The sequence below is a fragment of the Aneurinibacillus sp. Ricciae_BoGa-3 genome (assembly GCF_028421645.1).
GTDB lineage: Bacteria > Bacillota > Bacilli > Aneurinibacillales > Aneurinibacillaceae > Aneurinibacillus_B.
On record NZ_CP116887.1, the window covers coordinates 4,565,863 to 4,579,164 of the forward strand.

General features: G+C 41.0%; 13 protein-coding genes and 1 pseudogene. 2 read left to right on the forward strand and 12 right to left on the reverse strand.

Annotation, left to right across the window (positions count from 1 at the left end; all coding sequences use genetic code 11):
* Positions 1-46 precede the first annotated feature (46 nt).
* Complete coding sequence (gene hpf / locus PP175_RS23275; protein WP_272440572.1) at positions 47-604, reverse strand: ribosome hibernation-promoting factor, HPF/YfiA family; 558 nt, start codon at positions 602-604, stop codon at positions 47-49.
* 198 nt (positions 605-802) lie between these two features.
* Here hpf and PP175_RS23280 point away from each other — a divergent pair, with 198 nt between their 5' ends.
* Complete coding sequence (locus PP175_RS23280; RefSeq protein ID WP_272440573.1) at positions 803-1,870, forward strand: HD-GYP domain-containing protein; 1,068 nt, start codon at positions 803-805, stop codon at positions 1,868-1,870.
* A gap of 117 nt (positions 1,871-1,987) precedes the next feature.
* Here the strand turns inward: PP175_RS23280 and PP175_RS23285 are convergent, their stop codons facing one another.
* The 11 genes and pseudogenes from PP175_RS23285 to PP175_RS23335 all read right to left on the reverse strand — a co-directional run bounded on the left by PP175_RS23285 (position 1,988) and on the right by PP175_RS23335 (position 12,049).
* Positions 1,988-2,185: a cold shock domain-containing protein gene (locus tag PP175_RS23285; protein ID WP_272440574.1), complete on the reverse strand. Its 198-nt coding sequence runs from the start codon at positions 2,183-2,185 to the stop codon at positions 1,988-1,990.
* Positions 2,186-2,320: 135 nt separating this feature from the next.
* Complete coding sequence (locus tag PP175_RS23290) at positions 2,321-2,989, reverse strand: amino acid ABC transporter permease (RefSeq protein WP_272440575.1); 669 nt, start codon at positions 2,987-2,989, stop codon at positions 2,321-2,323.
* 214 nt (positions 2,990-3,203) lie between these two features.
* Positions 3,204-4,046 carry a basic amino acid ABC transporter substrate-binding protein gene (locus PP175_RS23295; RefSeq protein WP_272440576.1) on the reverse strand — a complete coding sequence of 281 codons (843 nt, stop codon included), beginning with the start codon at positions 4,044-4,046 and terminating at the stop codon, positions 3,204-3,206.
* Positions 4,047-4,426: 380 nt separating this feature from the next.
* Positions 4,427-5,671 carry a flagellin N-terminal helical domain-containing protein gene (locus tag PP175_RS23300; protein ID WP_272440577.1) on the reverse strand — a complete coding sequence of 415 codons (1,245 nt, stop codon included), beginning with the start codon at positions 5,669-5,671 and terminating at the stop codon, positions 4,427-4,429.
* A gap of 34 nt (positions 5,672-5,705) precedes the next feature.
* Positions 5,706-6,188 carry a flagellar export chaperone FliS gene (locus PP175_RS23305; RefSeq protein WP_272440578.1) on the reverse strand — a complete coding sequence of 161 codons (483 nt, stop codon included), beginning with the start codon at positions 6,186-6,188 and terminating at the stop codon, positions 5,706-5,708.
* A gap of 247 nt (positions 6,189-6,435) precedes the next feature.
* Positions 6,436-6,702 (reverse strand): annotated as a pseudogene (locus tag PP175_RS23310) (EscU/YscU/HrcU family type III secretion system export apparatus switch protein); the annotation flags it as partial.
* Complete coding sequence (locus PP175_RS23315) at positions 6,699-9,086, reverse strand: hypothetical protein (RefSeq protein ID WP_272440579.1); 2,388 nt, start codon at positions 9,084-9,086, stop codon at positions 6,699-6,701. The pseudogene PP175_RS23310 and the gene PP175_RS23315, both read right to left, overlap by 4 nt.
* Before the next feature lie 162 nt (positions 9,087-9,248).
* A complete protein-coding gene (locus PP175_RS23320) occupies positions 9,249-9,614 on the reverse strand; it encodes a flagellar protein FliT (protein WP_272440580.1) in 366 nt (121 codons plus the stop codon).
* A 10-nt stretch (positions 9,615-9,624) separates the two neighbouring features.
* On the reverse strand, positions 9,625-9,993 hold the full coding sequence (gene fliS, locus PP175_RS23325) for a flagellar export chaperone FliS (protein WP_272440581.1): 369 nt from the start codon (positions 9,991-9,993) through the stop codon (positions 9,625-9,627).
* A 1-nt stretch (position 9,994) separates the two neighbouring features.
* Positions 9,995-11,641 carry a flagellar filament capping protein FliD gene (fliD, locus tag PP175_RS23330; protein WP_272440582.1) on the reverse strand — a complete coding sequence of 549 codons (1,647 nt, stop codon included), beginning with the start codon at positions 11,639-11,641 and terminating at the stop codon, positions 9,995-9,997.
* A 15-nt stretch (positions 11,642-11,656) separates the two neighbouring features.
* Positions 11,657-12,049, reverse strand: a complete 393-nt coding sequence (locus PP175_RS23335) for a flagellar protein FlaG (protein ID WP_272440583.1) — start codon at positions 12,047-12,049, stop codon at positions 11,657-11,659.
* 251 nt (positions 12,050-12,300) lie between these two features.
* Between PP175_RS23335 and pseB the strand changes: the two genes are divergently transcribed.
* On the forward strand, positions 12,301-13,299 hold the full coding sequence (gene pseB, locus PP175_RS23340) for a UDP-N-acetylglucosamine 4,6-dehydratase (inverting) (protein WP_272440584.1): 999 nt from the start codon (positions 12,301-12,303) through the stop codon (positions 13,297-13,299).
* The last annotated feature ends 3 nt before the right edge of the window (positions 13,300-13,302 follow it).

Below are 13,302 nucleotides of genomic sequence, written 5' to 3' on the forward strand. Positions count from 1 at the left end.
GCTAAAATTATGTGTCTAAAACATCACAATTGAATTCTGCTGAACATTAAACCCGCTCGGGCTCGATGAGGCCATAGCGCCCGTCTTTGCGGCGGTACACCACGTTTACTTCATCGGTTTCAGCATTGCTGAATACATAGAAGCTGTGGCCAAGCATATCCATTTGAAGAACCGCTTCTTCCGCATCCATAGGCTTGAGGTTGAATCGCTTTGTTCTCACAACGGAAATGCCTGCGTCATCTTCTTCCTCTACTCCGTTCTCCTGAGGTTCAAGCTCAACAAAAAGCGGGGCGGGTGATCCAGTCTGACGGCTTTTGCGGTTTACTTTTGTTTTATATTTGCGAATTTGACGTTCTAACTTTTCAACTACCAGGTCAATGGCTGCATACAGGTCGCTATGCGTATCTTCCGCACGCAGGATTAAACCCGGCATCGGAATGGTAACCTCTACAGTCTGTTCGCCGCGCAGCACGCGCATGGTAACATGGCAGGTAAATGAGGAAGTATTTTCGAAGTATTTCTCCAGCCGCCCAAATTTCTTCTCTGCGTAATCGCGAAGCGCTGGTGTTACTTCAATGTTTTCTCCACGGACGATGTAATTCATAATGGATACTCCTCCTTTCGTCTATGCTTAATTATTCCCTATTCACTTCTGTAAATCCTTCTCGGCCGCAGAATTTTTTTCCCTAAAATTTCCCCAATTTAAGTTAGTTAGAAGCAGAAGAGTTACCTTGTGATGCTATAAAATATGGTATAAATAAGAATAGAAGTGCTTTCCCAACTACAAAGGGGTGGAATGAAGATGCCACAGGCTATATCATATGAACTGATCGGACAAATATTGGAGACTGATATCTATAACGAGCAGGGAATTCTGCTGCTTAGCGCAGGCAAATCCATCACAGCTACGGATCTGGATTTATTGCTGAACAGCAACGTCCACGAAGTCTCCATTCGAGAGCCCGTGTTCGATAACCTATCAGAAGAGATCATGGATGAAATCCATACTGTCTGGGCATACAACCCTGTTCAGGCAGGCCTATATAAAAAGACGCTGTCTCAGATTAAGCAGCTTTTTTTGGAAACCAAAACAGGCAATCCGCCCAATACGGATGAGATTACGCGCCGTTTCTCCCCTCTAGTCGAGCAGGCGCTGGAAACCCCAACGATCATCCATCCGCTGCAAAGTATGAAAGGAAAAGATGAAATCACATTTCGACACAGCATTAATGTCGGAATCTTCTCCGCACTTATTGGCCGCCTGCTATATTTGCCGGACGAAGCATGCCTCGAATTGGGGGAAGCGGGACTGGTGCATGATATTGGAAAAATGCTTATCCCGGATGCCATTCTCAACAAGGAATCCGAACTCACTCGCGAAGAAGAAGCGATTATGCGCAAGCATACGCAGCACGGCCATACCATGCTGCTTAGAGTGCCCGACCTGCCCAAAGCCTATTCTGACGTGGCACTCTTTCACCACGAGCGAATGGACGGTTCAGGTTATCCATTCGGTCTGACGCGGAACAACATTCCACTGTCTGCCCAGGTCGTAGCCGTCGCGGATAAGTTTGATGCTCTTTCATCGGACCGGCCTTATCACAAAAAATTGTCGCCGTTTAAGGCGTGCACCTATTTAAACGAATCTCAATTTAATGGGAGATTAAATCCGGAAATCGTTACGCCCTTTATCTCCTTTGTACTGAAGTCTTATACAGGAGCAACTGTGAGGTTGTCGACCGGTGAAGAAGGCGTAATTGTTCTGCACAATGAACAGGAGCCGCTTCGTCCTTTGGTTAAAGTCGAGAATGATGTGTTTGTGGAGTTAAAAGAGGAGCGGGATATCTACATAGAGGAACTGCTGGTTTAGAAGAAAGGATAGCCAAAAACCCCCGGAGTCCGGGGGTTTTATCGTTGCATCATTCAACCTTATATACGTTAAGCCTGTAAAGGCTTTCTCATTTTCGTAATGGAAAGGTGATGCGTATTACAGCTTAATTACGTTTGCTGCTTGAGGTCCGCGCGCGCCTTCAACGATTTCGAACTCTACGCTTTGGCCTTCTTCAAGCGTTTTGAAACCTTCAGATTGGATTGCGGAGAAGTGAACAAACACATCGTCTCCATCTTCTCTTTCGATAAATCCAAAACCTTTTTCTGCATTAAACCATTTTACTTTACCTTGCATCCAATACATCCCTTTCCGAAATAAAGTATGATCAGCATTGCCTCTCACAATTTGACTATACCATCTGGGAAAACGTCCCGTCAAATGGAATCACTCGACGAATGAATCATAATTTCGACAAGAATAGGCGCATATTTATTCAGTTGCTGTCCTTTTTTCCATATAGGCGACGAAACGTGAAATAATAAGGGTCAAAATCAAATAGCCGGCAGCCAGTGTCAGGTAAGATTCCCAGCGGGCAAAGGTTGATTTGGCAGTCGTGTCTCCCGCGTAAGCAAACTCAGGCGCCGCAATGATCGCCAGCAGGGAAGAATCCTTAAGCAGGGCTATAAATTCATTGCCCAATGGCGGAATCATCCGTTTAAACGCCTGAGGAAGAATAACATGCCGCATCGTCATTTTTTGGTTCAATCCTAGCGAACGGGCTGCCTCCATCTGGCCTTTGTCGATCGACTGGATACCTGCACGGAATATCTCCGCAATATAAGCGCCCGCATTTAGAGAAAGGGCCACAAATCCTGAAAATATAGCAGAAGGCGGTTCCCCGTCTGTGAACAGCCCCCAAACGCTTGGGATGACTGCATAGTGAATCAGAAGAATCTGCACAAACAACGGCGTTCCACGAAACAACGTAACATAGACAATCGATGGCAGGCGCATGATAGGATTTTTTGATAACCTGCCCAGCCCAAAAATAAGACCCAGCAGCGTCCCGAACGCTACACCAACCGTCGTGAAAAGAATCGTATATCCGAAACCTCTTATAAAGAGATCCCTGTATTCATAAATAACGCTCCAATTCAAATGGCTCACTTCCCCCTCAGAGCATGGCCACTTGCCCTCTCCCTAGGCAGCCTGCCTTCTCACGCATAAATAGTTGCACTTTTTAAAAAATAAAGGCTGACATCAAAAGTGCGTTGGCTTTATACAGCAACGCACTTTTGAATGACGTATTCATTATAACGGATAAAGATTCAAATTAAAACGTTTGATAAAAAGATTTAATTTTTCAATAACATTATTTCGCGTTACCGAAATACTTCTTAAAGATCTCATCATATTTACCGTTTTGTTTAATGGTTTTTAACCCTTTGTTAATTTGATCAAGCAATTGTTTGTTGCCCTTCTTGACCATGATGCCGTAATGCTCTGGCTGAACGCTTGGATCCTTAACAACCTTAAAGCCTTTTGTATTTGAGTTTTTGAGATAGTCGTTTAACACACCATTGTCGGCAATTACAGCGTCAACACGTTTCGCGTACAAATCTTCCACAGCAGAAGGCGTATCGGCATACCCTTTAATGTTTGCACTTCCTTTGCCAAGCACCTTCTCAGCAAGATCCTGCCCTGTTGTTCCCTTTTGTACGCCCACACGAAGCCCTTTAAGATCATCTGCCTTTGTTACCTTGGAATTTTCCGGCACCATGATGAGCTGATAAGCATCAAAGTATGGATCAGAGAAATCGTACAGCTGCTGGCGATCTGGTTTAATGGTGATGGCGGAAACGCCGACGTCTTTGGTTCCTGTTTTAATCGCTTCAAACAGCGGGTCCCAGCCCGTATGTGCAGCCTGTACATCCCAATTGTTCGCTTCGCCTATCGCTTTAATAATATCCATATCAAACCCTACTGGCACACCATCTGGACCTTGCTTCTCAAACGGCGGGTATGCTGCGTCCGTACCTACCCGGATTACTTTCTTGGCCGCTGCCCCGTTGGTCTGGCCAGCGGACGACTTCTGGTCGCCAGATGGTGCCGGGCTTTTGCTTGTTCCGCAAGCTGCTGTAAGCAGCGCCATGATTGCCAGAATGGCAATGATTGGCAACCACTTAAACTCTTTTTTCTGTGTGTTGTTGTTCATTTAATATCCCCCTAACGTCTGTGTAGATAACATCGTATAAATTTGAATGCAACTGGAGCGAATCGTACGTATGATTTGTATGTACGGCTTTGTTTTTCCCCTCCTTTATCCTAATAATGCATGAACAGATGTTAGCATTCTTGACATATAAAATTGTTTTTTTCATTATATAGCCCTTTGAACAAGCACGCAACGAAAATATTTGAATCAAAGAAATTTTTCACAAACCTTAATCTGGTAACATCCTAAATTACTGGATAAAAGAAAAAATGGGAACCAGCGGGAATCGCTTGCGTTTCCCGGTAAAACCAAAAACCCGGATACGAGGAATAGAGGCTCGTTTCCGGGTAACGGCTTTTAAACGGTTGATTAATTTATAATTAACCTTTAAGCAGCTGCAGGACGCCCTGTGGAAGCTGGTTAGCCTGCGCCAGCATAGCGGTAGCAGATTGGTTGATGATGTTGAGTTTTGTGAATTCGGTCATTTCCTGCGCCATATCCGCATCACGTATGCGAGATTCAGCGCCAGAAAGATTTTCAGAGGAAGTAGTTATATTATTAATAGTATGTTGCAAACGATTTTGGAATGCGCCAAATTTTGCACGTTCTGCTGAAACTTTTTGAATGGCTGTATCAATCACTTTGATTGCCGTATTTGCCTCATTTTGTGTAGTGACCTGAAGGCCATTAATTCCAAGTGCTGATGCCCTCATATCATTAATGTCAATTGTAACTGTTTGATTTTCATTTGCCCCTACCTGAAGTGATAACGTTCCATCGGCTTGAGCATCCTTAGCTGCCTTAGTTTCTACGAAAGATGAAAGGGCATTTGTAGCAGCTGAACGTACATTGCCGCTGGCATCTTTAACCGTTAAAGTAAGTCCATTGATTGCATCTGCTAGACCCGAATTTGCAGCTGTTACAGTTAACTGACTACCAGATGAAATTGCTAGGCTATAATCTAGATTGGGATTAGTTCTATTAGTCGTACCAAGGGCCGCAATTGTTGAACCACTTACTGTGAACGTATTACTTACCGTTGTGCCATTTTTAACATAGCTAATGGTAATACTATCCGTGCTAGTAATTCCCAGTGAATTACCATTCGGGTCATTTAATGATGTTAACGGAGTTGTAGTGGTAGAAGTTGAATCTATTTTTTGACTGGTATTAACATTTGCGACCGCACTGTTTTGTCCAGCACCCATCGAACCATTTAATAGCATTTTGGAATTAAACTGTGTTGTGTTACCAATCTGATCAATTCCATTTTCCAACTGCGTCATTTCTAATTGAATATTTTGCCGATCCTGATCCGTATTGGTGTCATTAGCTGATTGAACAGCAAGTTCACGCATACGCTGTAGCATGGCTTGTGTTTCGTTTAATGCACCTTCAGCCGTTTGAATGAGAGAGATACCATCTTGGGCGTTTCGATTTGCCTGGTCTAACCCACTAATTTGACCACGCATTTTCTCAGAAATAGCCAGACCAGCGGCATCATCTGCAGCTCGATTGATTCGTAAGCCCGATGATAACTTTTCCAAAACATTTTGAGTCGCCTCTTGATTTTGTGTTAATTGTGTATAGGCGTTTAACGCAGCAATATTATGATTAATACGCATAAAAACACTCCTTAATAAAGAATCTATTAGAATATCATTTATTTTTTTCTTTTTTTAGATCATACATTTCTTGTAAAATTTCACGCTGTTGGTATGGATTCAGCGGCAAAGCAGTGTTACTCACTTGAGAATTCCCTGTAAAAGAAGCAGCTTTTTCATTTTTCATGGCAATGTCCCATGCTTCATCTAAATCTCCAATAATTTTTTTTGCCTGGGAAAGCAATGCCGCATCTTTTTTCATGTTAGCCGTAATAATTAAATCAAACAAATACTGATAAAGCATTTCCAAACGATCAGCAAGTATGCCTGCCTCATATTTTATTCCAAATCCCAGGCGTGTTAATAGGTCGCTGCATAACTGTAAGCAGTAATTCACTTTGTCAAATCTTTTATCAGCTATGCAAATTATGGCTTCATCAATAGTTTGTAGCAACTTTTTATAAATCAAGGACGTTATTAATTCCGGTCGATTATGGATATCGCTTAACTCTACATTCTGCAGAGTAATCTCCTTCATACTGATCCCCTCTACAATTCTCTTTATTCAATACTATATATCGGAAAACTTGTATAAAAAATTTAAGGTTTTATCAGAACAACCCGTTTCTTCAAATCTTTCGAATCGCATTCAACAAATCTTCAACACGGATATCCTCCATATCCATATTATCTTTGCATCCTTCATCTTCCCAATAGGAAGTATTCTGAAGGGCGGGACGCACAGGATTAGATTGCAGGCTATTCCCCCCTACATTTGCCCTCCGAACAAGCAACAGTACCTCAGCCACTACCTGGTAGAGCTGTGGTGGTACATTATATCCCAAATCAAGTTGTAATAGATTCTCTAATAAAAGGGCGTCTTCCTGGAGCGGCACATCATGCTTTTTTGCCTGTTCAATAATTTTTTGAGCAATCTCTCCACGTCCTTGCGCAACAACTGTAGGTGAATCCTTCTCTTTGTCATAAAGAATCACGGCAGCTTGAGTTGGAGTACCCTGTTTTTTGTTTTGTTCAAAATGTTTATAAATCATATAGAGAAATCGACCCCTTCCTGAACCGACTGATTATTGACCTTAACTCTCGCGGCCTTAGCGTCAACAGTCGGCAAATTTTGTCCGGATGTTCCTTCCGAATCTCCTTGTGCAATAGGGCCGAATGTTATTGAATTCGTCTTATAACCGATGCCTTGAAGTTCTTCTTTTAAACGAGAAAGGTATGGCTCAAATGCTTTCTGGACATCCGGATGATCATTTTTGATACGCACAGCCATCTCCCGGTTTACTACTGTAATCCCAATGCCGGTTTCTCCATATTTCGGTGTATCAAGGTGAAAATATAAACTCGTGTTCTCCCAATCCATTTGCGTACCACTCGTTCTGGATTGAACATGAACATTGACGGCTTTTGTTCCTTCCTCCCATGGAAGGGGAATTTGTGCATACAATGACTGCATAAGGGTTCCCGGTTCTTGCTTAGAAAGGAGCTGTTGACCGGTTACATTTGATAACGCCTGCTCCATCAATTCCTTTGCCCGTGGAGTAAATGCGGTATCTATACCCTCTATTAAAATGGACTTGAAATTTTGCGGGGGTCTTCCATCGTCACGCATTCCCCCTCCACCATCGTTTCTATTCCCAGGCTGGGACGAATCAGAGTCCGTTATTTGTGATCCTGGCCCTTGTCTGTGCACCATCCAGTCCAAAGCATCGCGTTCATGATTTAAACCCATAGCACGCATCCACTCCTGAACTCCTCGGCCGGTAAGCGATTCTTGCTGCCAATCCCTCCCGTATACTTGAAATGGATTTTGCATGGGAGCATCACCTGTCATTTTAGAGAAAAAGCGTTCTACTTTTGTATAGGATGGCTGCCAATTCAATTTTTCAAGATCTGTACGAATACGCTGAAAAGCCTGTAAAGCATCTTCACTTTTTCCTTTTTCCAGCATTCCTTTTATTTGTTGAAGTTCACCACTGATGCGGAGTACATCGTGTTCAAACCCCATGTCAGCAAACATTGCAAATTCATTTTTGGATACAAGGCGATTTACCATTTCAATGGTTGGCTCGACAATTCGTTGAATATAGGAAGAGGCCTGCGGAATGTTTTTCTCCAGAAACTGACCCATACGTGAAACATTATTAATGATCTCTGACTTTGTCTGGTTAAATTGACTGCCAACCTCTCGAAGATGACCCGGAATATATTGAGACACCCGTTCAAAATTTGCGCTCTGCACAGACGTAAGGGATGCTGCTCTCTCTCCTGACTGTATAAACATTTGTTCCAGATCCTTCAATTGATTTACTATAGGCTGAACTGCTTGGTTATTCTCATCTGATGAGAAAGGTAAATCAGTCCTTGTATTAGACTCTTGCAATCTTGAGGAGTCTACTTCAACCTGATGTAGAATGCGTTCCATTTTACTAACATCTTTATCAGATATCATTTCCTCCCCAGCAGCCTTTCTTAGGGTTTGCATAAGATCGGCTACAATTTGCTTAGGACTGCGAGGATTCGAACCCCAATCAGTTAAACTTTGGGGTTTACCTTTGCTAATCTCTCCAGTGAATCCTAAACCTGCAGCAAGTTCCTGATTGGCAAGAGCTACAACAGAACCCAATCGTTCCAAAGTTTCTGAAATTCTGTTATAATTCATTGATATGGGCGAATCTTTTAACGATTTCTGAGCAAAATTTTGTAAATCCTTGCCCGCAGAGGAATGCACTAAGGCCTCGTCGTGTTTCACACTGTCAATGGCCTCCTGCAAAGAAACCTGAGTAGTTGTTTGCTCAGCACTTCCGTTATAACTGCCCTGTCTTAATTTATTGGGTAACAAATCAGGCGCTTCTGTTCTAAGTTGCTCTAAAATCTGATCAAGTGCCGGACCATTGAGTGTGCGATACACTGATTCATAACTTTTAGCTGTAATCGAAATTTGTCGCTTACCCATAATAGCCAATGCTTCTAACTTTTGATTTAAAGTACCTTCCCCCTTCAGGATAATATCCTGAATGCTTTGCATAGATTCCTTCGTTATGGACCCCCGGTTTGCAAGCAGCACCATAACAGCTTTTTTCATCTCAGGTGAAGTTTTGATCCCGTACTCATTCAAAATCGGTTCAATTCTTAATTCTGAAGAATTTTTTGTTTTTGCATTTGACATGTTTGATAAGGTATCTACATGAAGAGACTCTCCCTCACGTCCTAAAATTTTAATCGTAACCTGCTGTTCAGGCGGAACCCCTTTGTCAAAGGTCGCTTTGTATTCTTGTCCCTGCACATCAATTATTGCTTCATTTGAAGATAATTTTTGCTTGATATTCACAGTGATCAACTGATCTAGGCGCAATTCAGTGACTTTACCTGTTGATGGAACTTGGTTCGTTCCGTACATCCGATCTGTAATCTGCATTTATAATCCACCCTTTCTCATGCAGTTATCCTATTAAGTAATATCGGAAGAATTTTATCACTTTGATACCGCTAATTATAAAATTGAAGAAGGCTGCAGCAAAAATTAGACATAAAAAAAACTTCTCCCACATAAATTAAACCCGGCAGGAGAAGCCATTCTCTATTTTCTTTTATCCATAAAAATCGGAGGGATATACTCTTCCTCTTCATACACATTTTTTACTTTTCTACTCGTTTGTTCTTGTAGCATTTTCCGTCGCACTTTTTCATGCCAAGCTGGCAACAAGTTTGATATCTCCGTTCGCATATTTACAATATCTTGTCCAATTTGCTGTAACGTATTTTTATAGCCATCCAAATCCTGAACTTCTAATTGATTTATTTGAGCTATCAACTGGGCGCAAGCTGCCACACTTTGAGAAAAACGCCAAGTATCTTCTTCACGTACCGCCGATAATTGGATCAGTGTTTGTTTTTTAAACTCAACAAAAAGCTTTTCTTTTTGGTTTGTCCACTCTTCTGTCATTGATAGGCCCTTACTTTACAACTTTCATTGCTTGCGACCAGATATCACGGAATTCCTCGGCAAAACCTAGCAATTCCTCTATAACTGTTCGGTCTTTTTTAAGGTTAGCCTCTATTAATCGTTCAAGCATATATCGATACATTGAAGCCATGTTTTCGGATACGGATATATTCATATTTAAAGTAAACAGCAATTCCTCTATAATACTTTGGCTTTTCATGAGATTAGCATGGATACCCTCAAGATTTTTCCGGTCTAATTCTAGGAGGGACATCCGTAAAAATTTTACTAGCCCTTTATATAACATATGGGTTAACTCACCTGGCGAGGCTGTTAAAATACTATTCTGTTGATATTGCTGGGCAGCACTTTGATTCATCCTATTTTCCTCCTCCAAGTTGTTGCGTCAACCACGAGGACTGCGACTGATATTGACTCATTGCAGTTTCCATAGCGGTAAACTGCTGGTAATAGCTATTTTCCACATTCGTTAACCGACTTTTTTCATTGTTAATTCGTGTGCCTATGTCAGTTATCATTTGCCCTATTGTACTCTGGTCATTCACAGCGTTGCCGACAGCTCCGGCTTTGGTAATGGTCTGCTGAAGCGCCGCGTTGAAAGTATCATATAAACGATTGATGATTCCACTTTTCGTTTTATCAGGATCAGTAGGATTTAGTTGTGAAAACAAAGCTTGCACACCAGTTGGATCGGCCTGGATTGCAGCACGTAATTTCGTCTCATCCACAGTCAGTTTTCCGTGATCCTGGTAGCTAGACGACGTAATGCCAATGGATGCAAGCGTACTATACTTACTGCCGTTGTTAACCGTAGAAGATGTAGCATTTCGAATTCCATTATAAAGATCGTTTAAGATAGAATCTCCATGTAATAACCCGCTTTTCGCTTTTGTTTCCCATTGCTGAATCTGCGTATCGCTCATTGCGCTGCGCTGATCATCTGTTAGAGGTTGGTAATCTGAATACACCGGTTCATTAAGAGCGTTGTAGATTTTATCATTCATCGTATTATATTGGGTGATAAAATCCTCTATATTTTTTACCTCTGTATCAATATCACGCGACGCATTAACCGTAATGTCAGGTTCAGAAGCTTGCATCGGCCTTTTGAACGTATAATTAACGCCTAGTAACGTTACATTATTCGTACTTTGTGACACCTGTGTCCCATTAAATGTAATTGATGCATCTGCACCTGTAATGATATACCTATTAGGTTGTGAAGTATCTACACTAATGGCTGCACCGGTGGGCTGTTTGGTGTTCGGATCCAATGCATTTCCAGTAACTCCATTAGGGTTATTCCCGTTGTTCGTAAATCCGAGTACATTAAAAACATTTGAGTTGGAATCGTTAGCAGACAGGTCGATTTTGGTATTTGCTCCGGTTTGTTGCGTTTTAATAATAACTTGCTGTAAATTGCTATCATACATAGCCTGAATTCCAAGACTATTGCCGGAGCCATCCGTTGCTGTATTTAAGTTACTAATCACATTGCCAATTGTATCTGACAGATTCACCTTAATACTTCCGGTTCTTGTTCCATTACTGTCTGTGACTGTAAGATTTAACTGTTCAAATGTCTGCCCATTTGCAATGGTTAACGGGTTCTTCTGGCTTGCATCACTCAAGCTCTTTGTATTATCAATATTAACATTAGTTGCTTTAAAAGCTGCCGATTGAGCAATTTGCGCAACTCTTATCGTTTGTGTCCCTTCCACCGCATTTGGAGTCCCCACGGCAGACACCGTATTTGAGTCCGATGAAGTCATGTTGAAATTGGAATAATTTTTTGAATACTTCATATTAGACAAATTAGAAACGAAAGACAGAAGGTCCGTATTCCATTGACGATAAGCATCACTTTGCCAGTTTAATTTTTGCTGTTGCTGTATCATTTTGTTGTAGTTGGCACTTTCTGCCGTCATTAACTTTTGCACAATGGAGTCCGTATTTATACCCGAGACTAACCCGCTAACCCGTGTAATGCCAGATGAAAAATCCATCTCTGCTTCATCTCCCTATAATTTTTTATCAAGGAATACACCCATCATTTCTTTTAGGCTTGCTTCAAGATCTAACATAGATTGGGGCGGTATTTCTTTTAGAACTTGCTGTGTTATTTTGTTTTCAATAACCGCATACCATTTGCCGCTTCTCTCGTGAAACTTGAACGCAAGCCCCGTATTTAGCTCTTCGAATAACTTATCCGCTCTATCCTTGAGTTGTTGACGCTGATTTTCTGTCAGATTAGTAATCTGCTGATCCGCGCCTGGTTTATTATTAGCATCTACATTTAATGTAGAACTAGAATTAGGATTTTCAATAAAAGTATCGGACATTTTCGATGGTGTATTTAGCTCTGTGTGTGTGGTTTGGCCGAATTTTATTCCATTAACCTGCCCTTCAATCATTTGTGATCCTCCTTCAAATCCTTTAATTACCACTAATATCGGAAAAATTAAATGAAAAGATTAGACGTTAAAATACCGATAATACATATTGACCTTCTTTTTTTATCTTCTTATAAATTACTAGTTCTACCAAGTTCAATAAAATTGGTGAGTAAATAAAAACAGTACCGATGTTTCCATTACAGTATATTCAAGATCATACTATTCTGTTAGATTTAAATTAAATATCCCTGTATAGAAGGAGTACTAAAATGTTTAATAACAAAGTAATTTTAATCACTGGCGGAACAGGTTCTTTTGGAAAAAAATATGTACAGACATTACTATATAGATATAACCCTAAAAAAATTATCATTTTTTCTCGTGATGAACTTAAACAATTTGAAATGCGTCAACAATATGATTCAGAAATTATGCGATATTTTATCGGTGATGTTCGAGATAAAGAAAGATTATTTCAAGCTATGCGTGGAGTCGACTATGTCATTCATGCAGCAGCTTTAAAACAGGTTCCAGCGGCTGAATACAATCCTATGGAGTGTATCAAAACTAATATCAATGGTGCCCAAAATGTTATTCATGCTGCCATTGAAAATCAAGTTGACAAAGTAATTGCCCTGTCAACCGATAAGGCGGCTAATCCAATAAATTTGTACGGTGCAACAAAACTAGCTTCAGATAAACTTTTTGTAGCCGGGAATAATATAGCAGGTGGACATCGCACACGCTTTTCTGTTGTTCGATATGGAAATGTTGCGGGATCAAGAGGGTCCGTTGTGCCGTTCTTTAAAAAGCTTCTTGCTGAAGGAGTGAAAGAATTGCCTGTCACCGATCTGGAAATGACTCGATTTTGGATTACGTTACAAGAAGGTGTAGATTTTGTATTGAAAAATTTCGCTCGTATGCAAGGCGGTGAAATTTTCATACCAAAAATCCCATCGATGAGAATTATTGATTTGGTTGAATCCTTAGCACCCGGCATTAACGTCAAAGTGGTTGGAATTAGGCCTGGTGAAAAACTACATGAAGTGATGTGCCCATCTGACGATTCGCATTTAACATTAGAGTTCCAAGACCATTATGTAATAAAGCCTACGATAAACTTTATAGACCAGGTTGATTATGAATTAAACTTACTTGGTGAACAAGGCGTTCCTGTGAAACGCGGATTTGAATATAACTCACTCACTAATGAGCATTATCTAACGATTGATGAGTTAAAACAGTATAACGATACATTAACGAATTAAAGG

Bases quoted from the DNA above. Each gene is read 5' to 3' on its own strand.
- hpf (WP_272440572.1), bottom strand. From the start codon at position 604: ATGAATTACATCGTCCGTGGAGAAAACATTGAAGTAACACCAGCGCTT.
- PP175_RS23280 (WP_272440573.1), top strand. From the start codon at position 803: ATGCCACAGGCTATATCATATGAACTGATCGGACAAATATTGGAGACT.
- PP175_RS23285 (WP_272440574.1), bottom strand. From the start codon at position 2,185: ATGCAAGGTAAAGTAAAATGGTTTAATGCAGAAAAAGGTTTTGGATTT.
- PP175_RS23295 (WP_272440576.1), bottom strand. From the start codon at position 4,046: ATGAACAACAACACACAGAAAAAAGAGTTTAAGTGGTTGCCAATCATT.
- PP175_RS23300 (WP_272440577.1), bottom strand. From the start codon at position 5,671: ATGCGTATTAATCATAATATTGCTGCGTTAAACGCCTATACACAATTA.
- PP175_RS23305 (WP_272440578.1), bottom strand. From the start codon at position 6,188: ATGAAGGAGATTACTCTGCAGAATGTAGAGTTAAGCGATATCCATAAT.
- PP175_RS23315 (WP_272440579.1), bottom strand. From the start codon at position 9,086: ATGCAGATTACAGATCGGATGTACGGAACGAACCAAGTTCCATCAACA.
- PP175_RS23320 (WP_272440580.1), bottom strand. From the start codon at position 9,614: ATGACAGAAGAGTGGACAAACCAAAAAGAAAAGCTTTTTGTTGAGTTT.
- fliS (WP_272440581.1), bottom strand. From the start codon at position 9,993: ATGAATCAAAGTGCTGCCCAGCAATATCAACAGAATAGTATTTTAACA.
- fliD (WP_272440582.1), bottom strand. From the start codon at position 11,641: ATGGATTTTTCATCTGGCATTACACGGGTTAGCGGGTTAGTCTCGGGT.
- PP175_RS23335 (WP_272440583.1), bottom strand. From the start codon at position 12,049: ATGATTGAAGGGCAGGTTAATGGAATAAAATTCGGCCAAACCACACAC.
- pseB (WP_272440584.1), top strand. From the start codon at position 12,301: ATGTTTAATAACAAAGTAATTTTAATCACTGGCGGAACAGGTTCTTTT.